This is a genomic window from Nostoc sp. (assembly GCF_036918245.1).
Taxonomy (GTDB): domain Bacteria; phylum Cyanobacteriota; class Cyanobacteriia; order Cyanobacteriales; family Nostocaceae; genus Nostoc.
In genome coordinates this window covers 242,707-262,325 of sequence record NZ_JBALEF010000036.1, presented here as the reverse complement: position 1 = coordinate 262,325, position 19,619 = coordinate 242,707, and the positions used below count along the sequence as shown (strand labels likewise).

Annotated in this window: 24 protein-coding genes; 15 read left to right on the top strand and 9 right to left on the bottom strand. The window is 42.0% G+C overall.

Annotation, left to right across the window (positions count from 1 at the left end):
* Window positions 1-205: 205 nt before the first annotated feature.
* Together V7L12_RS08695 and V7L12_RS08690 are read right to left on the bottom strand one after the other, a co-directional pair.
* Window positions 206-835: a TenA family protein gene (locus V7L12_RS08695; RefSeq protein ID WP_335083882.1), complete on the bottom strand. Its 630-nt coding sequence runs from the start codon at window positions 833-835 to the stop codon at window positions 206-208.
* An 84-nt stretch (window positions 836-919) separates the two neighbouring features.
* A complete protein-coding gene (locus V7L12_RS08690; RefSeq protein WP_335083880.1) occupies window positions 920-1,690 on the bottom strand; it encodes a pentapeptide repeat-containing protein in 771 nt (256 codons plus the stop codon).
* Between the two features lie 526 nt (window positions 1,691-2,216).
* Between V7L12_RS08690 and V7L12_RS08685 the strand changes: the two genes are divergently transcribed.
* Window positions 2,217-2,483, top strand: coding sequence for a toxin HicA (locus tag V7L12_RS08685; RefSeq protein ID WP_104908170.1), 267 nt, complete (start codon window positions 2,217-2,219; stop codon window positions 2,481-2,483).
* A complete protein-coding gene (locus V7L12_RS08680; RefSeq protein WP_289795047.1) occupies window positions 2,467-2,679 on the top strand; it encodes a type II toxin-antitoxin system HicB family antitoxin in 213 nt (70 codons plus the stop codon). Before V7L12_RS08685 ends, V7L12_RS08680 begins: the two co-directional genes overlap by 17 nt.
* A gap of 525 nt (window positions 2,680-3,204) precedes the next feature.
* On the opposite strand, the gene V7L12_RS08675 is transcribed toward V7L12_RS08680, so the two are convergent.
* Window positions 3,205-4,266, bottom strand: coding sequence for an L-histidine N(alpha)-methyltransferase (locus tag V7L12_RS08675; protein ID WP_335083877.1), 1,062 nt, complete (start codon window positions 4,264-4,266; stop codon window positions 3,205-3,207).
* A gap of 214 nt (window positions 4,267-4,480) precedes the next feature.
* Between V7L12_RS08675 and V7L12_RS08670 the strand changes: the two genes are divergently transcribed.
* On the top strand, window positions 4,481-6,259 hold the full coding sequence (locus V7L12_RS08670; protein WP_335083875.1) for an ABC transporter ATP-binding protein: 1,779 nt from the start codon (window positions 4,481-4,483) through the stop codon (window positions 6,257-6,259).
* A gap of 81 nt (window positions 6,260-6,340) precedes the next feature.
* Here V7L12_RS08670 and V7L12_RS08665 read toward each other — a convergent pair whose 3' ends face one another.
* Window positions 6,341-6,520: a hypothetical protein gene (locus tag V7L12_RS08665; protein WP_335083873.1), complete on the bottom strand. Its 180-nt coding sequence runs from the start codon at window positions 6,518-6,520 to the stop codon at window positions 6,341-6,343.
* A 191-nt stretch (window positions 6,521-6,711) separates the two neighbouring features.
* Between V7L12_RS08665 and V7L12_RS08660 the strand changes: the two genes are divergently transcribed.
* The 3 genes from V7L12_RS08660 to V7L12_RS08650 all read left to right on the top strand — a co-directional run bounded on the left by V7L12_RS08660 (window position 6,712) and on the right by V7L12_RS08650 (window position 9,530).
* On the top strand, window positions 6,712-8,514 hold the full coding sequence (locus V7L12_RS08660) for an ABC transporter ATP-binding protein (RefSeq protein ID WP_335083871.1): 1,803 nt from the start codon (window positions 6,712-6,714) through the stop codon (window positions 8,512-8,514).
* A gap of 39 nt (window positions 8,515-8,553) precedes the next feature.
* Complete coding sequence (locus V7L12_RS08655) at window positions 8,554-8,808, top strand: TIGR03643 family protein (RefSeq protein WP_334823010.1); 255 nt, start codon at window positions 8,554-8,556, stop codon at window positions 8,806-8,808.
* 188 nt (window positions 8,809-8,996) lie between these two features.
* On the top strand, window positions 8,997-9,530 hold the full coding sequence (locus tag V7L12_RS08650) for a dihydrofolate reductase family protein (RefSeq protein ID WP_334823012.1): 534 nt from the start codon (window positions 8,997-8,999) through the stop codon (window positions 9,528-9,530).
* Between the two features lie 77 nt (window positions 9,531-9,607).
* Here the strand turns inward: V7L12_RS08650 and trxA are convergent, their stop codons facing one another.
* Window positions 9,608-9,946, bottom strand: coding sequence for a thioredoxin (gene trxA / locus V7L12_RS08645; RefSeq protein ID WP_335083869.1), 339 nt, complete (start codon window positions 9,944-9,946; stop codon window positions 9,608-9,610).
* 231 nt (window positions 9,947-10,177) lie between these two features.
* Entirely contained in the window at window positions 10,178-10,489 is a 312-nt protein-coding gene (locus tag V7L12_RS08640; RefSeq protein WP_335083867.1) for a hypothetical protein, read from the bottom strand.
* Between the two features lie 279 nt (window positions 10,490-10,768).
* On the opposite strand from V7L12_RS08640, the gene V7L12_RS08635 reads away from it, so the two are divergent.
* Entirely contained in the window at window positions 10,769-10,984 is a 216-nt protein-coding gene (locus V7L12_RS08635; RefSeq protein ID WP_335083865.1) for a hypothetical protein, read from the top strand.
* Window positions 10,985-11,140: 156 nt separating this feature from the next.
* On the opposite strand, the gene V7L12_RS08630 is transcribed toward V7L12_RS08635, so the two are convergent.
* From V7L12_RS08630 to aroB, 3 genes are all read right to left on the bottom strand, one after another.
* Window positions 11,141-11,416, bottom strand: coding sequence for a hypothetical protein (locus tag V7L12_RS08630; protein WP_335083890.1), 276 nt, complete (start codon window positions 11,414-11,416; stop codon window positions 11,141-11,143).
* Window positions 11,417-11,733: 317 nt separating this feature from the next.
* Window positions 11,734-12,312 carry a Uma2 family endonuclease gene (locus tag V7L12_RS08625; RefSeq protein WP_335083863.1) on the bottom strand — a complete coding sequence of 193 codons (579 nt, stop codon included), beginning with the start codon at window positions 12,310-12,312 and terminating at the stop codon, window positions 11,734-11,736.
* A 186-nt stretch (window positions 12,313-12,498) separates the two neighbouring features.
* Window positions 12,499-13,611 (bottom strand): 3-dehydroquinate synthase, encoded by a 1,113-nt coding sequence (gene aroB / locus V7L12_RS08620; protein WP_335083861.1) that lies wholly within the window; start codon window positions 13,609-13,611, stop codon window positions 12,499-12,501.
* A gap of 211 nt (window positions 13,612-13,822) precedes the next feature.
* On the opposite strand from aroB, the gene petL reads away from it, so the two are divergent.
* The 8 genes from petL to atpA all read left to right on the top strand — a co-directional run bounded on the left by petL (window position 13,823) and on the right by atpA (window position 19,454).
* Window positions 13,823-13,918 (top strand): cytochrome b6-f complex subunit PetL, encoded by a 96-nt coding sequence (petL, locus tag V7L12_RS08615; protein WP_334907096.1) that lies wholly within the window; start codon window positions 13,823-13,825, stop codon window positions 13,916-13,918.
* Between the two features lie 270 nt (window positions 13,919-14,188).
* Window positions 14,189-14,629: an ATP synthase subunit I gene (locus tag V7L12_RS08610; protein WP_335083859.1), complete on the top strand. Its 441-nt coding sequence runs from the start codon at window positions 14,189-14,191 to the stop codon at window positions 14,627-14,629.
* A gap of 60 nt (window positions 14,630-14,689) precedes the next feature.
* Window positions 14,690-15,451, top strand: a complete 762-nt coding sequence (atpB, locus tag V7L12_RS08605) for a F0F1 ATP synthase subunit A (protein WP_334822079.1) — start codon at window positions 14,690-14,692, stop codon at window positions 15,449-15,451.
* Between the two features lie 149 nt (window positions 15,452-15,600).
* Entirely contained in the window at window positions 15,601-15,846 is a 246-nt protein-coding gene (atpE, locus tag V7L12_RS08600) for an ATP synthase F0 subunit C (protein ID WP_013192016.1), read from the top strand.
* A gap of 183 nt (window positions 15,847-16,029) precedes the next feature.
* Window positions 16,030-16,461, top strand: coding sequence for a F0F1 ATP synthase subunit B' (locus tag V7L12_RS08595; RefSeq protein WP_292781174.1), 432 nt, complete (start codon window positions 16,030-16,032; stop codon window positions 16,459-16,461).
* Between the two features lie 187 nt (window positions 16,462-16,648).
* Window positions 16,649-17,221, top strand: coding sequence for a F0F1 ATP synthase subunit B (locus V7L12_RS08590; RefSeq protein WP_334822081.1), 573 nt, complete (start codon window positions 16,649-16,651; stop codon window positions 17,219-17,221).
* The gene (gene atpH, locus V7L12_RS08585; RefSeq protein ID WP_335083856.1) at window positions 17,218-17,772 is read left to right on the top strand and encodes an ATP synthase F1 subunit delta; all 555 of its coding nucleotides are present in this window, start codon (window positions 17,218-17,220) and stop codon (window positions 17,770-17,772) included. The genes V7L12_RS08590 and atpH overlap by 4 nt, the downstream gene beginning before the upstream one ends.
* A gap of 161 nt (window positions 17,773-17,933) precedes the next feature.
* The gene (gene atpA, locus V7L12_RS08580; RefSeq protein WP_292729036.1) at window positions 17,934-19,454 is read left to right on the top strand and encodes a F0F1 ATP synthase subunit alpha; all 1,521 of its coding nucleotides are present in this window, start codon (window positions 17,934-17,936) and stop codon (window positions 19,452-19,454) included.
* The last annotated feature ends 165 nt before the right edge of the window (window positions 19,455-19,619 follow it).

Here is a 19,619-nt window from a genome sequence, read left to right as displayed (position 1 = left end):
TGGTTAGTGCCACTGCCAAACTCAATCTCTGCTTCATCAGGCTAATGATTAAGAGGCTTGCAGCACCTTCTTAGATGTCAAATGGGTTCTATAAAGGTTGCTAGATACAGCCGTAGTCAGATATGTTAGGACAGTGTTGATCGCTCAAAGCCGTGAAAAAACTGGGTTTTTACTCAGCACTCAGCACTTTGCTATATGAATTTGCTCAACTGAATATCCACGCAGCCTGAAAAAAGTCGCGCTCACAAAACATCGCATAACGATAAGTTGAATGCACAACAGAATTGGTAGCAGCATAATTGTCAACCAAATTTTCTAATTGTTGTGTTAATGGTTGAAAATCTGCGCTGCTATAAGTACGAATCCAGTCTGCATATTGATGATTAGGAATACCGTTAGAAGCCAATTTTTCTCCTAAAAAGGCATACAAACGCATACAGGGAGACATCGCCGCAGCAGTTAAACCTACATCTTTACTCCAAGCAGTTGCTAACAAAAAATCAGTATAGCGGCGGGTGGCAGATGCAGGTTCTACAGAATACAAATTGACTCCCCACTCAGAAGCATAGCCACTATGCAGCCGCAGTTCTTCTAAAATTCCACTAGCTAAATTATGAAATGTGGTGAAACCTAACCAGTCTGGTGCTTTAGCTGCGGCGATACTGTAGGCACGCGCAAAAGCTTCTAAGAAAAAAGCATCTTGCCCTACGTAGTATGCAAATTTAGCTCGCTCAAGAGTACCATCACCAATGCCTCGAACGAAAGGATGCTCTAGGCAAACTTGGGCTAAGTCTTGATTTGCTGCCCATAATTCTTTAGATAAGTCATTTGTCATTTGTCCTCTCTTACAAAGTTCTGTTCGCCGGAAGCCGGCGCTCAGACTTTGCGCTTTGTCATTTGTTAACTGTTATTATCCTCTTTAAAAAGGGAAGAACTGAAGCAAGACTGAGCCAATACTTCCCAAAAAGTCAACGAAGTTGGGCTTACCAGTACTTATCTTCTCATTAATGGGCGTTTGCAGTTCTTTGATAAAAGCTTGGGCTGTTAGGGTTCCAGTACTGTTGTTTTGGGATGTAAACAATTTTTCTGCAACTTGAGCATCTTGGAATGCACTTTGTCTATCTAGTATTTGGTAACGGGCGACACCACGAGCTAGATAAGCATCTGCATATTCTGGTTTAATTGCGATCGCTTGATTAAAATAACTGATTGCTTGCTGTTGGTTGCCTTTTTGCCCTTCTGCTACACCCAAAGCATAAAATTCTGCTGGTGAAGCAATTTGTGATGGTATAGCAACTGCACCTTGGAAGTTAGTCCCATTCAAGTAAGCGCCAGTCATTTCTGCATTTGCTAAATAAGTATTTCTCAAATCAGCACCCGTCAAATTTGCCCCATTTAATTTAGCTTCGCTCAGGTTAACGCCAAATAAACTCGCGCCACTTAAGTTTGCACCCCGCAAATCTGCACCGCTCAAGTTTGCGCGGCTGAGGTTAGCACCTGTGAGATTAGCACCGCTTAAATTGGCTCCAGATAAATCAGCCATCACTAAACCTGCACTCGTCAAATCACAGTTTTGACATTGTTTGGTTGCCAATAACTGTTTAACATGTTCAGAATTTGCTGCTTGTACGGTTGTTGTCAAACTAATCGTGGTTAAAAATGCAACTGCACTTAGAAACTGGTTTTGCATATTTGTGTAATATTTTTTACTCAATAACATTATTAACTGAGATGGATTTATACCTCAGCATTATGATATGAGCAATCTCAACAATTTGCCCTCTGTAGTTGCCTACATCACCTATAAATTGGTGATACCTTTTCTATGGAATGTTACGCTAAAGGATTCTATAAAAGTCGTGAAAGTATAAATCGAGCCGATATTAAGACTGACAACCCCAGTAAAAAGGGTAAATGAGCATCATTCGTCAAGATAAATGATACACTCCACTAGAGGCGAAACTGGTGTGACAAAATTAAACTCGCTGCCAAATATTGCTTCAAAAAAAGCAACTGTAACATCCAGATAATTAGTATTTTTTCAAATCAAGTAAATTAGTAGAGCAGTATCCAAGCCTAAAGTTTGCCCTGATAACTGGACTAGTCATTGTCATCAGGGATGCTCTAACTCAGGAGCAAAATGATAGATTTACTTTTGGATACCCTGATTTTAAATAAATATGAGACTATAGAAACATTAAGACAGTCAGAAAAACGTGAGTCAGCAAGACAAACTATTAGAAAAAATTCTCTCTGGGACTTCTGATACAGATATCCCCTTCGCCCAACTGTGGCAACTTTTATATACACTAGGTTTTGAAGAACGGATTCGTGGCGATCATCGTATTTTTGTCAAAGCCGATGTTGAGGAGATATTGAACCTGCAACATAAAAAAGGAAAAGCCAAAAGCTATCAAATTAAACAAGTTCGGGCAGTGATTCTCAAATATAAGCTAGGAAGTAAAAATGATGTTTCGGTATGAAATTATTCTCTATTGGAGTGAATTAGATCAAGCCTTTATTGCTGAAGTGCCAGAGTTATCAGGCTGTGCTGCTGACGGTGATACTTATCAAGAAGCCCTGCATAATGTAGAATTAGTTGTGCAGGAATGGATAGAAACTGCTAAAGATTTGGGGCGTCCAGTTCCTGAACCTAGACCACGTTTGATGTACATTTAATTGATACACAAACCAAGTTTAACTGATTTTTTAGCATCATCAGAAATATTTAATATGATATTAGATACGGATCAGAAAAATCTTCGTTAAAAGACCTAAAAAATTCTACTAGCTGCCATTATCGTATCTAAGTTATAGCGATTCTCATTTGAATAGGTACATGGCTAGGGACACGGCATTGTTCATTGGTGTCAACTTAAGCTGAAAATTCTTTAAAACCTCGTTTCCAGCCAGAGGCTGGAAATGCTGCTCCTGGTGGCTCTGCCGCCAGCAAGGGAGGCGGCAGCCCCAAGGACGACATTCCCAGTCGGAGACTGGGAACGAGACAATATCTAAAAGCTGGTTATAGGCTGGCTTTCACGTTAAGTTGACACCAATGGGCATTGCTGTGTCCCTACGAGTATCTGTGTTCATCTGTGGTTAATTATTTTTGTCTGCACCTTACCCATGCGAGAACCACGGTATACGCCAAGGTTCTGTAAGTTCAGTATTTTGAAGATGACAGAGTAAGTCTACTTGAAGAACTTAGTTACTAGCAACCTTACAAATCACCATAATATGTGATTTGTATTTGTTAGTAGTATAGTGAAGAAGTTGTAGTCCAGAACGTTCTAGTTCTTGCAACAGTTTGGGTATTTCATACTTGTGATGTCGCCAAATAGTAATCTCTTCACCTTTAGAGATTTCAATATTTTTATCTATCCCCATCTGACTAAAATTTATAGTGTAATCATGACGTAGTTTAAGATTAGCAACAATACTATCTGTTTTTAAATCGTACTTTCTCACCAGTTCACAATCTTCAGATTTAATCCCAATCTTCTTTTTAACCCATCCATAGACTTCTTCTACATGATACTTGCAGCCACCTCTAACTATTCCGTCCCATTTAGAGTTAGAACCTGTTTCGTTAGTGAATACTAAAAAATCATTTTTTCCCATGCTATCTCTAAAGTTTTTGAACACCTCCTCTCTATTTTGATGATTCCCAATGGTAACTCCTAAGTGTAAAAATATTTTTGCTGTGTCGTCCATTTCAAGGCTAGCTTGATTTTGGAACAAAGTTTTGGGTACACAACTACTTTCTATGTCAATTGTAGAACTGATAAACTCGATTAGTGGAAACCATTTTTTAAAATTATTTTTGGATAAATAGAGTAATTCTTCACTAATATCTAAAGCAATATATTTATTAACCTTTCCTAATTTGTTCAGTCTGCGGATAAACCTTTTAACTGGATAGGAGTTACCTGCACCAACGTCTATAATATTTACTTTTTCACCACTGTTTATATTGCCATTCAGATATTTAAAATTATCTTTTAAAAGGTCAATTTCTACATTTGCTCTTCCATACCATCTAGGAATAACATATTTTAGGTAGAAATCGTCCCAAATTTTTGCACCTCTCCCTTTGTACGAATACTTGAGAGGGATTTCTCGTCTGACTTCTAATGCATGAATTATCCCTAAAACTTCTTCTTCAGAAAAAAGAGAGTAGAACTCAGAACTTGGCTTTGCTGTGCGACTGATAGCAGGTGAAATATCTAAGGGGAGTTGGGAATTCCTATGAAAATTTTGAGCCATTATTCTTGTTCTTTGGTTTTCTTCGGTCTTGAAATTGATTAGCCGCAATGCTTGCTAAAAATGTATTCTCCCATGCCACTGTCTCAAAACCTGGAATTTTCATCACAAAGAACAGGGCTGTTCTCTATCTCACATTCTCCACTCTCAAAGAATAAATTGGTTTTTTACAATCAAAGTACGAGATAATTTTCCAATGATACAGGGGTGAATTGCAGTGGTTCAGCAACCAGAACTCCAGGAAACTTCGTCGATAAAGTCAACCCAGCGCGTGCTTAAAAGTTTGAGCACTTACCGTTGGACTTCACTGGGAGCATTAGTCAGCCTGTTGCTGTTGACGATCGCCAACGCTGTAACCCCACAACTATTTCGGTGGGGAATTGATCAGGGTATCACGCAAAAAAACCTCCAAGTTGTGCTATACAGTGCTTCCTGGATGGTAGTTGCAGCGATCGCTCGTGGTGTATTTAATTTTGGACAAAGCTATTTAGCAGAAGCAGCGTCTCAGGGTGTTGCTTATGACCTGCGAAACAAAATTTTCAGCAAGATTCAAAATCTCAGTTTCAGCTTTCATGACCAGGCGCAGACTTCCCAACTGCTAACCCGCGTCACCAGCGACATTGAGCAGATTCGTACCTTTATTGGCACTAGCTTAATTCAGGTCATCGGTTCAATGGTGACATTGGTGAGTATTTCGGTGCTTTTGCTGGTGATGAACTGGCGATTAGCACTAATTACTCTCACAGCAGTGCCCATAGCTGCATGGTTAATGGCGCGATTCATCAACCAAAATAATAAGCTTTTTCGACAAGTACAAGAGCAACTGAGCAACCTGAATGCTGTATTGCAAGAGAACTTGCTAGGAATCCGGGTAGTGAAAGCTTTTGTGCGGGAGTCAACCGAAAGGTCGCGTTATACAACTCTGAATGATGGCCTAGTCAAGGCAAACATGAAGACCATTAGCGCCATCCGTGCTACCTTCCCGTTGATCTTTTTGCTGAGTAATTTAGTAACACTGGCAGTTTTCGCCTATGGGGGAGCGCAGGTGATTGGAAATCGGTTCTCCATTGGCGAACTGGTGGCGTTTAACTCCTACCTAGCATTGATTCTCCAACCGATTTTGTTAATTGGATTTGCCGCACCCGCGATCGCTCAAGCAGCTGCTTCTGCAGAACGTGTTTATGAAGTTGTGGATGCAGAGGTAGAAATTCGCGATCGCCCCGGCGCTGTCCCATTTGACACCTGCGGTGGTAGAATTACCTTTGAAAATGTTTCCTTTCGCTATCCAGGAGCGACAACCGAAACTCTTAAAGAAGTATCCTTTGAAACCAAGCCTAACGAGCTAATCGCCGTTTTAGGCATGACTGGTTCCGGAAAAAGCACAATTATGAACCTGATTCCCCGCTTTTACGATGCCACTAAGGGAGCAGTTCGTATTGACGGACGAGATGTAACAAGTTTCACACTCAAAAGCCTCAGATCGCGTATTGGCATTGTATTTCAAGAAACCACCCTCTTCTCTGGCACAATCCGCGAAAATATTGCCTACGCCAAACCTGATGCAACTTTAGAGCAGGTGATTGAAGTTGCAAAAACCGCCCAAATGCACGATTTTATTAGCGGTCTAGCCGATGGTTACGAGACGATTGTGGGCGAACGGGGCGTGGGCTTATCTGGTGGACAAAAGCAGCGAATTGCGATCGCTCGTACCTTACTAACCGATTACAGCATTCTGATTTTGGACGATAGTACCTCGGCCGTAGATGCCAAAACCGCTGCCCAAATTCAAGCCAAACTAGATGGCTTAATGCGCCAAAAAGCTTGTACAACCTTTGTAGTAGCTCAACGCATTAGCACCATCAAAAATGCCGATCGCATTTTTCTCATAGACAAAGGACGATTGGTAGCACAAGGCACTCACGAGGAATTGATGCAAAGCAGCCCACTCTACGGTGTAATTTTGGAATCTCAAGTAAAGCCGAAGGAGAAAAAATGATCTCCAATTATAGCGGTTCTAGTTTGGACGCAATCCACTTTGACTTCTCTCCTAAAAGGCTACGGTGTACACACAAGTCTTTTAGAGTAGCAATGGCATTGTTTCGGCTGACAATGGCATTGTTTCGGCTGACAATGCCATTGTTTCGATTAACAATGCCATTGTTTCGATTAACAATGCCATTGTTTGGGCTGACAATGCCATTGTTTGGGCTGACAATGCCATTGTTTCGACTGACAATGCCATTGTTTCGACTGACAATGCTGACTTTTCACAGGATCTAGGAAAACCTCACTCCCATTCCCTTGCAGGGAAGGGGCTGTTCTTGTTAGGTCTGTATTGCACTCAACTCAGAAGCGCCATAGCATAATTACTCTAGCTGGAAAATTCGATCGCAGCTTTCTAATAAAGACTTTTAATCTCAAATCCCAAATCTAAAATCCAAAATTTTTATGAGAGGCACTATTCCCGTTGTTGCATCTGAGGAAAACGCGAGTCAGCAACCCTCCACCCTGCGGCGCTTTTTGCAATACGCGCTACTTTATCGCAAAGAAATTCCCATCGCCCTGACATTAGTATTTATTGGTGCCCTAACTCAGGCAGTTGGGCCATTCTTTATTGGCTGGTCGATCGACCATCTGATTGCACAAGGGAATTTGCAAGGACTGCTGCTGTTATTAGGGCTACTAGGGCTGAACTATGGACTTGGCGTCTTAGCAATTCGGGGTCAAATTCTTCGAGTCGGCTGGATTATGCAGCGATTGCTGGCTCAACTGAGGCAAGATATTTTCACTAAAATCCAAAGTCTACCACTCAGCTTTTTCGATCGCAGCGAAGCAGGCGATTTAATGAGCCGATTGCTGAATGATGTCAACACCGTGAATCAAGCATTTGGACTGACGATTGCCCAAATGCTGGGCAACACTTTCAGTTTAGTTGGCATTGTGATTGCAATGCTCTCAATCAACCTGCAACTTGGTTTATTGAGCAATCTAGTTGTACCACTGATGATTTTTACCACAAGCTTATTTGCACGTTGGGCAAGAACCAGATTTCGCGTCACCCGACAAACCATTGGGGAACTTTCCGCCAAGTTAGAAGAAGATATTGGCAGTGTGCGAGAAGCGCAAGCATTTAATCGTGTACAGATGAATATCGAAGAATTCGACATTCTTAACGCCGCCAATAGAGATGCCAACGTTGACGCTGTGGCAATTACTTCAGCCTTCTTGCCCTCTATCGATTTTCTCAACACACTAGCAACCGCAGGCGTATTAGCCTATGGCGGTTATCTGGCGGTAACAGGAGCTGCAACAGTGGGTGTGGTGACATCCTTTTTACTTTACGTCCAGCAATTCTTCCGCCCGATCCAAATTCTCAGCCAGTTTTACACCCAAGCTCAATCTGCCTTCGCCGGATTAGAGCGAATCTTTCTATTACTAGATGAACCGTCAGAACTCAAAGATGCACCCGATGCCACAGAAATGCCGCCTATTCAAGGTGAAGTAACATTCGAGAATGTCAAGTTTGGCTATAACCCAGATCAACTGATTCTCAAAGGGGTAAATTTGCACGCCTATCCAGGACAGATGGTTGCGTTAGTCGGGCCAACCGGTTCAGGAAAAAGTACAATTATTAATTTGATTTTGCGCTTCTATGATGTATCTGGCGGTGCAGTGAAAATTGATGATATTGATGTGCGTAGCGTGACTCAAGCAAGTCTGCGCCGTCAAATAGGCATTGTCCTGCAAGATAATATTTTGTTCACCGGCACCGTCGCCGAAAACATTGCTTTTGGCGCTCCTTACACCACCCAAGCTGATATCGAAGCGGCTGCACAACTGGCAAATGTGCATGAGTTCATTACCTCACTACCACAGGGTTATACAACTCAATTAGGTGAACGGGGAGCGCCTCTGAGCCAAGGACAGCGACAACTAATCAGTATTGCTCGCGCGGTATTAATTAATCCCCAAATTCTGATTCTTGATGAAGCCACCAGCAGTATTGATACCCGAACAGAAGCGCTAGTGCAAAGTGCGATCGCCCGTTTGCTCCAAGGTCGTACCAGTTTCGTAATTGCCCACCGCCTCAGTACAGTTACTCAGGCAGATCAGGTTTTAGTAATTCAGCAGGGACAAATTGTCGAACAGGGTACTCACGCCGAACTCGTCAATCAGCAGGGTGTTTATGCCAACCTTTATGCTCTCCAACTGGGTGCAGCAGAGACAACAGTTCTTCAAAACGAAAAGTAAAATATATATAGCTCGAATTTATCAATTGCCAGCAAAAGAATGAAACTACCTAACCTCGATTCACAAACCATCGATCGCATCATTGAAATGGCATGGGAAGATAGAACATCTTTTGATGCTATTGAGGCTCAGTTTGGGCTGCTGGAGAAACAGGTAATTGCCCTAATGAGGCGCGAAATGAAAGAATCTAGTTTCAAGATGTGGCGAGAGCGAGTCACCAGACGCAATACAAAGCATTTATCTCAGCGAGAATTTATTGCAGGTCGTTTTAAATCGCACAATCAAAAAACGTAAGTAATTGGGTAAGCGTAGGCGTAGCCCGCACTTCTCTACGAGACGCTGCGCGAACGACAAAGCTCAGTGACCATCGTAGACATCGCTCTTTTGTGATATAAATCAACAAAGGCTAAAATCCTGTAGAAAAAATAAGCCTGCGTTCGCTTGCATTAATTGAGTGCAAACTACTAAATTCACCAAGCACAATGACGAAAGTTACACTTTACATTGCAGCTAGTTTGGATGGCTACATTGCTCGCAGCGATGGTGGAATTGATTGGCTATCAATCCTTGATACAGAAGGTGAAGACTACGGGTACACTGATTTTTACGAATCGATTGATGCGATCGTCTTAGGCAGCAAGACGTATGAAGTAGGGCTGGGTTTTGATCAATGGCCTTATCCAGAAAAAAAATCCTTCGTATTCACCCAGCGTAATTTCCAATCCGATCGTGAGGACATTGTGTTTGTTTCTGACCCAGTAAAACAGGCGTTAGCTAATATAGAGGCTCAAGGTTTTAAAAATATCTGGCTAGTTGGTGGCGCAAAATTAATCAACTCGTTTCTTCAGCACAGCTTGATTGACGAATATATCATTTCAACTATTCCAACTATCTTAGGTGGCGGTATATATCTTTTCCCACCACCTATCCCTGAAGTAAAATTGGAGCTGATTAACTCACAACAATATTCTACTGGTTTACTCCAAGCACATTATAGGCGAAAAGTAAATGGTTAAAATAATTCGTAATCCTTAATGATCTTCTCTACGAATTACGAACTTGTACTGAGCGTAGCCGAAGTATTACGAATTAGCTAAACAAGCTTCTGAACAGCGTTGCTAAAGTCTTCGTAAGGAGAAACCCCCACTATAGTTTCTACTAAAATACCATCTTTAAAAATTAAAACCGCTGGAATACTGCGAAGACCGAATTTTTTGAAAATTGGCTTATTGTTGTCAACGTCTACCTTAACGACTTTAGCGCGACCTTTGTATTCTTGGGCAAGTTGATCCATTAACGGACTAACTAAACGACAGGGGCCACACCAAGTAGCAGTAAAATCAACGACAACAACTTTCTCTTCACTTCCGTTTAAAACGACATCAAACTCACTTTCTTCAACGTAAGCAACTATGTCAGTATCAGTAGACATTTTTTAATTCCTTAGTGGCAAACTAAAATTTCAGCAATAAAGCTAACTATACAAACTATACTCCCTTCCGAGTGTCAGATTCATTAGTTACCTACATTCATTGAGAAAGTCCACATCTGAGTTTTGTTTAGTAGCGTATATTTAATTACTTATAATCTTTGTACGTAGGGTGCGATCGCACCCTACCAACCAACCTAATCCAAAAACCCATACCTTCAAGGCGTAGAACCGTCAATAGTCATCCTGCCGATCAAACAGTTCTAACAACCCAATTGTGCCTACAAAAAAAGTATAAGTAGCATATTTTATTGGCATCTTTTGTCTTGAAGGTGCATAAAAAGCTGCTATAATGCTCTCAATAAAATGGCTGATCATAGCAAAACGCTCAATCCAAAAAACTAGATTAAGGCTGGCTGGTACATTAATATTATTTATTACTGCATAAATATTCCACGATTCCAATCCAATTGCGCTGGTTATAAGCACTGTAGATATAATTTTTACAAAGGTGTAAATATTTTTTTTTATCAACTTTAAGTTCATACTGTTCACGAAAAAATTTTTTAACATATCTACAAGACTCGGTGAACTACAGACAAGTCAATGTGTCTACCTAAAAATCCGCCTTAAGTCAATCAATCTTATACAACCTTTCCTAATCATATCGGGTACATCATAGTCCCTTCCTTGCTTGCATGGGTTAAGGGTAGGGTTTTTGTAGCTCACTAAGAATAGCTATATTTAAAAAATGAGAAAAGTGTGGAATAATACATAGGTGGTAAACTTAATTGCACTCCATAGATTGATAATAAATGTAAAGCTATGATTGCTCAACATTACAATTCAATTCATGTTGAAAATAACTTGCTGAAAAAAATCAAAATTAAAGAAAATCAGCTAAAAATTGCACAAGAGTCTGATATGCTTCATGTAGCAAAAGAATTACAGAGTCAATTATTAAAGCTACAGTCTCAATTATCAGAGCCGCAAGAGCAAGACATTGAAATTCAGGCGTTGATGAGTTTGCTAGACGAATAAGATTGTAAAATTATGTTGCAAATTTCTTTAAAATACAAAACCTCTGTTATACAAAAGCAAAACATAGTAATTCTGATGCCTGGGGATGTAGTTAATGTGCTACAGCTTAAGAATTAACAGCACAAGAAGGAGCCATAGAAGGGTGATGATTTTTACTTAGATAAGACGTTGGGGTTTTTGCTGAGTATGTGGTCTTTTGCTTTGCGGTACTGAATCAATCTTGAGAATAGGTTTAATTGGGCGCTGTTGCCTCTGATTAAGAATTTGAATTTCTTTCTCAATTGAATCTTTTCCTTGTCTAAAAAAGTCTTGAGAATTATATGGCACTAAGTCACGGGAGAAATGTTGAGCTTGTCCTGGAGTTAAATTAGGAACTGCTTGTTCAGCATTGGCAGAAGTCTGTACAGCCAGTAGAAAAGCTGTTGAAACCACCAATAGTTTTATTTTTATACATCCTGTGAATATTAGGTTTAACATAGTTTATACATCTGTTGCGTGAATACAGTTTCCAACCATATTAGTGTTGGTCTGATTATAAATAAAGTATACTTATTACCTTGCTAATTACCTCCTACAAATGGATGAATTAATCAGCTAAACTATTCGTAAAGTGCGGCGTAAAACCAGTTACCATCTCAATTAACCAGACAAGTTGCTCAAGCAAGTTTCTAAAGGTAGGCAAACTTCCGTCACTTTAAATTTCTATGGATGTTGAAAGCAAGAGAATTGTGCTAGATGCAAAAAGTGTGCTATTCGGCATCTAATGGAATTTTCGCCTTTTGAAACACTTGCTCAACAGTAAATTCCAGTCCTTCAAACAAAGAATCTGTGAGTAATTCTTCTCCCATATAAGTTTGTGGTGCTGCATCTGGATAAAAAACAGTAATGCTTCTGGCTTTACTATCTACCACCCATACCCGCAGCACCTTAGCATCCAAATAGTCTTTGGATTTAGCCGCCATTTGTCCAAAGGTTTGTCCTGGCGAAATAATCTCAATCACCAAATCAGGAGGAATAGAACATATTCCTTCTTGCTCCCAATCAAGGGGTAAACGTTCATTAGAAATATATAAAATATCAGGTATTGGCATCCAATCTCGTCCTCGACGAGTTAATGCGACAGCTAATTCTGGGCAAACTTCTCCTTTTCCCTCACAACATTGCTCAATTAAATTGAGAAGGGCGCGGGTAAGTTTCGAGTGGAATTTTTTTGGTGACATCTTAGGAATTGCTTGACCGTCAACAAGCTCATAAGTTATATCTCCCTCACCTGTTGTAAGATTTAAGAACTCTTGTAAGGTTAATTGATTCTTTGCTTGGAGTATCATGGCTCAATAATTCGTAATTCATAATGACGCTCGTGACGCTCGTTCGCTCTTAGCGTCTCCCCTTCTCCCAAAGGGAGAGGCTAACGCCAAGGGAGAGGAGTCACTAACGCTACGCTAACGTAATTCGTAATTGAAGGACAGAGCAACTAATTTTTATTCTGACTCCTGAATTCTTCTTCAAATTATTCACATTCCTCGCAACACTTGCCGAATAATATCCGATGGCACTTCATCGGTAATTGTTACTACACCAATCTCTGTTGGTAAAACAAACCGCACTTTCCCCGCTTTGACTTTCTTATCTAATTGCAACGCCTCAATAATTGCTTCAATATCTACCCCATTTGGTAACTGAGTAGGTAAACCCGCTTTTTGAATTAAAGCATTTTGACGTTCTGTGTCTTCCTTGTGCCACAGTCGCAAATCCACAGCAATTTGACCGGCTGCTACCATACCAATAGCCACCGCTTCACCATGATTTACTAAACGATAACCAGTCAAACTTTCCACTGTATGACCAATGGTATGTCCATAGTTGAGAATTGCGCGTAATCCGCCTTCTTTCTCATCTTTGCCAACAACATCAGCTTTAGCTTGACAAGAGCGCGTTAATATGTTGGTTATTAGGTCAGGTTTGACATAGCGGAGTTGGTCGAGGCGTTTACTTGCTTCCAACTGGGCAAACAATTCGGCATCCCAAATCACACCGTACTTAATAACTTCTGCCATACCTGCTCGAAACTCACGCATAGGTAGAGTTTTTAACACATCTGGGTCAATCAAAACCAAGCGCGGTTGATGGAATGCCCCAATTAAGTTTTTACCGTGGGGATGATTCACGCCAGTTTTGCCGCCAATTGCCGAATCTACCATCGCCAACAAAGAGGTAGGCACTTGGACAACATTAATACCGCGTAGCCAAGTTGCAGCTGCAAAGCCAGTCATATCCCCAACGACACCTCCGCCCAAAGCTACCATCGTAGAAGAACGTTCTAGGCGGTTTTCCAAGGCTACATCATAGAGTTTTTGGATGGAATTGAGGGTTTTGTAGCGTTCACCAGGTGGTAGATTGCAGCTAGCAACTTCAAATCCAGCAGATGTTAGGGATGTAATTGCTCTTTCGCCAAAATGCTTAAAAATCGCCGGATTAGAAACCAGCAATACCTTCTTGCCCAGCTCGAGACTGGCCATCTGTTGACCTAGTTGATCTAAACTTGAAGGTGCGTTAGCGTAGCTCAACGAAGTTATCGCAATCTCATAAGACTGCTCAGGTAGATTTACATTAATTACAGAAGTCATTGCCCAACCCCAAACAAGCGCCCGTGGGCTGTATTGTATCGCAATCTAGGAAATGGGCATAGGGCATAGGGCATAGGGCATTGGTAAAAAGCAGGGAAGCAGCAAAGAAGTGCAGTACTATTTCTTATCTATCCTCATGCTCCATGCCCCATGCCCAATACCCAACAACTAATGATTCAATAGATTTAGGAAGTATTCTGGAGAGCAATAAATGTTTGCAATTGTATCTTATATCGTCTTCTTGGGTTTATTCTTTGGTTTAGCTGTAGGTTTGCTGTTCGGTCTGCGGACTGCCAAGATAATTTAATCGAGAGGTATATTCAACCCAAGACTATTGTGGGGCGGGCATTTTGCCTGCCCTCTATTTATGAATATCTTATAAAACCCTTACTTTTTCACCAAGTACACCTCGGCGAACTTGGTAAAAGTGCTGTAGGCTTTAGTCTGTCGGTACTTACTCTCCGAATGTTGACAAGAAGTTAATTGTTTTTTCCTAAAGTATTGTTACCGCATCGTGATATGATTCAGCTGACTGAATGTGCAGTCATCATATTTAACTGTACTGGTTTCAAGTCCCGTGAGCTTGTCTGACGAATCAATTGCGCCCACTCCGACAACGCAACAAGATGCTAAAACTGGTTCTGAAGACACAGAATCAGGTAACTCCATGCAAGAGTTCCATCAACTCTTCCAGCGATTGTTGGTAATCACGCTTGTCTTGACGGGGGTTATTTTTATCTCTGTGTGGATTTTTTATTCCTTAAACATTGCCCTAAATTATTTAATTGGGTCGTGTACAGGTGTGGTTTACTTAAAAATGTTGGCTAGAGACGTTGAGCAGCTCGGTAGTGAGAAAACCAGTCTGAGCAAAACTCGTTTTGCTCTGTTTATGGGAGTGATGATCGTGGCAACTCAATGGCGTGAGCTACAGATTTTGCCCATTTTTTTGGGATTTCTAACTTACAAAGCCACGCTCCTCGTCTATATGGTGCAAATTGCGTTCATTCCTGATTCTTAAAAAGTCAGGCTCACAAAGATAGTAATCCCATCCTCGCTCGTTGGGGAAAATGCTTGAAGAATGCAAATGCTTAGTGTCTTAAACGCCTTTAATTCTTTTCCCCTCGCCGAATTAGAAGTAGGACATCATTTCTACTGGCAGTTGGGCAATCTTAAAATTCATGGGCAAGTTTTTCTCACCTCATGGTTTGTGATTAGTATTCTAGTAGTGGCTTCAATAGCTGCTACTCGCAACGCACAAAGAATTCCCAAGGGCATCCAAAATTTGATGGAATACGCCCTAGAATTTATTCGTGATTTGGCTAAAAACCAACTTGGTGAGAAAGAGTACCGCCCTTGGGTGCCATTTATTGGCACATTGTTCTTGTTTATTTTCGTATCGAACTGGTCAGGTGCGCTGATTCCCTGGAAGCTCATCAAGCTACCTTCGGGTGAATTGGCAGCTCCCACCAATGACATCAATACGACTGTTGCATTGGCACTGCTGACCTCTTTAGCGTACTTTTACGCAGGTTTTAGCAAACGGGGTTTGGGCTACTTTAAGAAATATATAGAGCCAACACCTGTTTTGTTGCCGATCGCAATTTTAGAAGATTTCACCAAGCCCCTCTCCCTAAGCTTCCGTCTATTTGGTAATATTTTGGCGGATGAACTGGTAGTAGCGGTGCTGGTGCTGCTAGTTCCTCTATTTGTACCTCTGCCTGTAATGGCCTTAGGTTTATTTACCAGTGCCATTCAAGCCCTGGTTTTTGCCACCCTAGCCGGAGCATACATTCATGAGGCAATGGAGGGGCATGGCTCAGAAGAACATGAGGAGCATTAAACTTCTCAGTTGATAGCACAGTTCCCAGAGCATGTTCGCTCAAAACATCGCAAAGCGCGATTTAAAGAACCCGGTGCAGCGTGAAAAACACGTTTCTAGTCGTTAACGTAATGTTTGTTAGTTTTGTAATCAAAGCAAGGAAAATCAACATGGATCCATTAGTTCAGGCTGCTTCAGTTCTCGCTGCTGCTTTAGCGATTGGTTTAGCTGCAATTGGCCCTGGTATTGGTCAGGGAAATGCTGCTGGACAAGCAGTAGAAGGTATTGCTCGTCAACCTGAAGCAGAAGGAAAAATTCGCGGTACTCTGCTATTAACCTTGGCTTTCATGGAATCCTTGACTATCTATGGTCTAGTGATTGCCCTGGTATTGCTGTTTGCTAACCCCTTCGCCTAATACCTGAAAGTTTTTGTGAGTGTGGAGACGTGAACCATCACGCCTCTACAATCGAAATGTTTTGGGTATCTTAATAGTTCTAATGTTCAGTTGACCCTTATTGGCTATGGGTCTCTAAAATTATGAAAGGTTGGATGATGTTGCTAGCCAGGAAAACTGCTACTCCAGCCAAAGAGGAGACAAATGTTTGATTTCGATGCTACCTTGCCCTTCATGGCATTGCAATTCCTGCTCTTAGCAGCTTTGTTGAATGCAATTTTCTATAAGCCACTGACCAAGGTACTAGACGATCGCGATAATTATATCCGAACGAATACCCTGGAAGCGCGGGAGAGCTTGGCTAAAGCCGAGCGCTTGGCTACCGAATATGAGCAGCAACTCGCAGACGCTCGCAGACAATCGCAAGCGACTGTAGAGGCAGCTCAACTGGAAGCTAAAAAAATTACTGCCGAGAAAATCGCTGAAGCCCAAAAGGAAGCTCAGACTCAACGAGAACAAGCTTCTGTTGAAATAGAACAACAAAAGCAGGAAGCTTTTCGCACCTTAGAGCAACAAGTTGATGCTTTAAGCAGGCAGATTCTAGAAAAACTATTGGGGCCAACTCCAGTTAGATAAGCTAACTAGACTGGTTCTGTGAAAGCATACGCGCAACTGGCCACTAGTCCAGAGCGCTTAATTAAGTGTCAAAAAAGGCACTTTTTCCCCTTCTGGGGAAAGATACTTAATTTCCTTGCGGGGAAATAGATACTTAATTTCCCTTCGGGAAAATACAACGTATTAGCAGCGAGCAGCGCACTTGTAAATGGGTATCATGGGGACATTCTTATTACTTGCCGCAGAAGCGAACGCTGTTCACTCTGAATTGGCAGAAGGCGCAGCAGAAGGTGGTTTCGGTCTAAACCTAGACATTTTTGAAACCAATCTAATTAATCTAGCGATTCTGATTGGCATACTATTCTACTTCGGACGTAAGGTTTTAAGCAATATCCTGAACGAGCGACAATCCAATATTGCCACTGCAATTCAGGAAGCAGAAGGGCGCTTAAAAGAGGCAAAGACTGCCCTTTCCCAAGCGCAAGAGCAATTGAAGCAATCTCAGGCAGAGGCAGAACGCATCCGCAAATCTGCCACAGAAAACGCCCAAAAGGCGAAAGAAGCCTTGTTAGCGAAGGCAGTGCAAGACGTAGAACGCTTAAAACAAACAGCAGCAGCAGATTTAAACAGTGAAACTGATCGAGCGATCGCTCAACTGCGGCAACGGGTAGCTACACTAGCATTGCAAAAAGTCGAATCGCAACTCAAAAGCGGGATTGCCGACGATGCTCAACAAGGTTTAATTGACCGCAGCATCGCACAACTGGGAGGCAATGTATGACAACTCAGGTAGCGTCAGCCGAAGTAGCCCAACCTTACGCACAGGCACTTTTGTCAATAGCGCAATCGAAAAACTTGACAGAAGAGTTTGGGGAAGATGCGCGGACTTTCCTGGGACTGCTCAGGGCAGACAAACAGCTACACAACTTCTTCAGCAACCCGTTTATTCAGTCTGAGAACAAAAAAGCTCTCATCAAACAAATACTCGGTGAAGGTTCTAATCCCTACTTACGCAATTTTTTGCTGATACTGGTAGATAAGCGGCGCATTGCATTCTTGGAAGATATTTTTCAACAGTATCTGGCGCTGTTGCGGCAGCTGAATCAAACCGTATTAGCGGAAGTAATTTCAGCCGTTCCCCTCACAGAAGCTCAACAGCAGGCAATCATCCAAAAGGTCATCGCCATCTCGAATGCTCGCCAGGTAGAACTAGAAACCAGGGTAGACAGCGAGTTAATTGGTGGTGTGATCATTAAAGTAGGTTCGCAGGTAATTGACGCTAGTATACGAGGTCAGTTGCGCCGCCTTTCATTGCGCCTAACTAATAGTTAGGAGTTAGGAGTTAGGAGTTAAGAGTTAGGAGTTAGGAGTTAAGTAAATACTAATTTATTTTGACTTTTAACTTTTAAGCTTTGCTTTTTTAACTCATCACTCTTAACTCATCACTCCTAACTATTGAATTTTTCCGTCTCGAAAGCAAAAAAGATAGACACATGAGCATATCAATTAGACCTGACGAAATTAGCAGTATTATCCAACAACAAATCGAGCAATACGATCAAGAGGTCAAAGTTGCTAACGTTGGTACTGTTCTCCAAGTTGGTGACGGTATTGCCCGGATTTATGGTCTGGAAAAGGCTATGTCTGGGGAACTTTTGGAATTTGAAGATGGCACAATTGGCATCGCCCAGAACTTAGAAGAAGATAACGTGGGCGCGGTGCTGATGGGTGAAGGGCTGGAAATTCAAGAAGGTAGTTCTGTAACTGCTACTGGTAGAATTGCCCAGATCCCAGTAGGAGAAGCCCTAATTGGACGAGTTGTAGATGCCTTGGGCCGTCCTATCGATGGTAAAGGAGACATCAAGTCCCCAGAAAGCCGTTTGATTGAATCTCCAGCACCCGGTATCATTGCCCGTCGGTCTGTACACGAACCCATGCAAACGGGTATCACAGCTATTGACTCAATGATTCCTATTGGTCGTGGTCAGCGGGAATTGATTATTGGCGATCGCCAAACTGGTAAAACTGCGATCGCGATCGACACCATCATCAACCAAAAAGAAGAAGATGTAATTTGTGTCTACGTTGCGATCGGTCAAAAGGCTTCCACAGTTGCTAACGTGGTGCAAACATTGCAAGAAAAAGGCGCGATGGATTATACCATCGTCGTTGCTGCTAGCGCCAGTGAACCAGCAACCCTGCAATATCTAGCTCCCTATACAGGCGCAACTATTGCTGAGTACTTCATGTACAAAGGCAAAGCTACCCTGGTAATTTATGATGACCTTTCCAAGCAAGCCCAAGCTTATCGCCAAATGTCCCTACTGCTGCGTCGTCCACCCGGACGCGAAGCTTACCCCGGAGATGTATTCTACATTCACTCCCGCTTGTTAGAAAGAGCCGCAAAGCTGAGTGACGAATTAGGTAAAGGCAGTATGACTGCCCTACCAATTATCGAAACCCAAGCAGGTGACGTTTCAGCATACATCCCCACCAACGTAATTTCCATTACCGATGGTCAGATATTCCTGTCTTCTGACTTGTTTAACGCTGGTATCCGTCCCGCTGTAAACCCGGGTATTTCAGTATCCCGCGTGGGTTCTGCCGCTCAAACCAAGGCAATGAAAAAAGTTGCCGGTAAGATTAAATTGGAACTAGCCCAATTTGACGACCTGCAAGCCTTCGCTCAATTTGCTTCCGACTTAGATAAAGCCACTCAAGACCAGTTGGCACGCGGTCAACGGTTGCGCGAACTCCTCAAGCAGCCACAAAATTCGCCACTCTCGGTATACGAACAAGTAGCAATTTTATACGCTGGGATTAATGGTTATTTAGATGATGTACCTGTAAATCAAGTAACTACCTTCACCGCCGGTTTACGTGAGTACTTAAAGACTGGGAAAACCCAGTATGCCCAAGGAGTACAAGCATCTAAAGCACTAGGTGACGCAGAAGAAGCTGCTTTGAAGGAAGCACTTACCGAATACAAGAAGACCTTCAAAGCGACAGCTTAATAGAGTGCTGAGTGCTGAGTGCTGAGTGCTGAGTGAGAAGAGGAGTCAAAAGTGAAGATACATGAGCATGATGCTTACAAGTTCTCACATTTCCAATTCCTATGAAGCTTGGCATTCAGCACTTTCTAGCACTCAGGACTCAGAACTCAGGACTCAGAACTTAAA

Excerpts from the sequence above, each read along its gene's own strand:
- trxA (WP_335083869.1), bottom strand. The coding sequence starts at position 9,946 with ATGTCTACTGATACTGACATAGTTGCTTACGTTGAAGAAAGTGAGTTT.
- V7L12_RS08660 (WP_335083871.1), top strand. The coding sequence starts at position 6,712 with ATGAGAGGCACTATTCCCGTTGTTGCATCTGAGGAAAACGCGAGTCAG.
- V7L12_RS08635 (WP_335083865.1), top strand. The coding sequence starts at position 10,769 with ATGATTGCTCAACATTACAATTCAATTCATGTTGAAAATAACTTGCTG.
- V7L12_RS08695 (WP_335083882.1), bottom strand. The coding sequence starts at position 835 with ATGACAAATGACTTATCTAAAGAATTATGGGCAGCAAATCAAGACTTA.
- V7L12_RS08675 (WP_335083877.1), bottom strand. The coding sequence starts at position 4,266 with ATGGCTCAAAATTTTCATAGGAATTCCCAACTCCCCTTAGATATTTCA.
- atpA (WP_292729036.1), top strand. The coding sequence starts at position 17,934 with ATGAGCATATCAATTAGACCTGACGAAATTAGCAGTATTATCCAACAA.
- V7L12_RS08680 (WP_289795047.1), top strand. The coding sequence starts at position 2,467 with ATGATGTTTCGGTATGAAATTATTCTCTATTGGAGTGAATTAGATCAA.
- V7L12_RS08655 (WP_334823010.1), top strand. The coding sequence starts at position 8,554 with ATGAAACTACCTAACCTCGATTCACAAACCATCGATCGCATCATTGAA.
- aroB (WP_335083861.1), bottom strand. The coding sequence starts at position 13,611 with ATGACTTCTGTAATTAATGTAAATCTACCTGAGCAGTCTTATGAGATT.
- atpE (WP_013192016.1), top strand. The coding sequence starts at position 15,601 with ATGGATCCATTAGTTCAGGCTGCTTCAGTTCTCGCTGCTGCTTTAGCG.
- V7L12_RS08595 (WP_292781174.1), top strand. The coding sequence starts at position 16,030 with ATGTTTGATTTCGATGCTACCTTGCCCTTCATGGCATTGCAATTCCTG.
- V7L12_RS08590 (WP_334822081.1), top strand. The coding sequence starts at position 16,649 with ATGGGTATCATGGGGACATTCTTATTACTTGCCGCAGAAGCGAACGCT.
- atpB (WP_334822079.1), top strand. The coding sequence starts at position 14,690 with ATGCAAATGCTTAGTGTCTTAAACGCCTTTAATTCTTTTCCCCTCGCC.
- V7L12_RS08640 (WP_335083867.1), bottom strand. The coding sequence starts at position 10,489 with ATGAACTTAAAGTTGATAAAAAAAAATATTTACACCTTTGTAAAAATT.
- V7L12_RS08690 (WP_335083880.1), bottom strand. The coding sequence starts at position 1,690 with ATGCAAAACCAGTTTCTAAGTGCAGTTGCATTTTTAACCACGATTAGT.
- atpH (WP_335083856.1), top strand. The coding sequence starts at position 17,218 with ATGACAACTCAGGTAGCGTCAGCCGAAGTAGCCCAACCTTACGCACAG.
- V7L12_RS08625 (WP_335083863.1), bottom strand. The coding sequence starts at position 12,312 with ATGATACTCCAAGCAAAGAATCAATTAACCTTACAAGAGTTCTTAAAT.
- petL (WP_334907096.1), top strand. The coding sequence starts at position 13,823 with ATGTTTGCAATTGTATCTTATATCGTCTTCTTGGGTTTATTCTTTGGT.
- V7L12_RS08650 (WP_334823012.1), top strand. The coding sequence starts at position 8,997 with ATGACGAAAGTTACACTTTACATTGCAGCTAGTTTGGATGGCTACATT.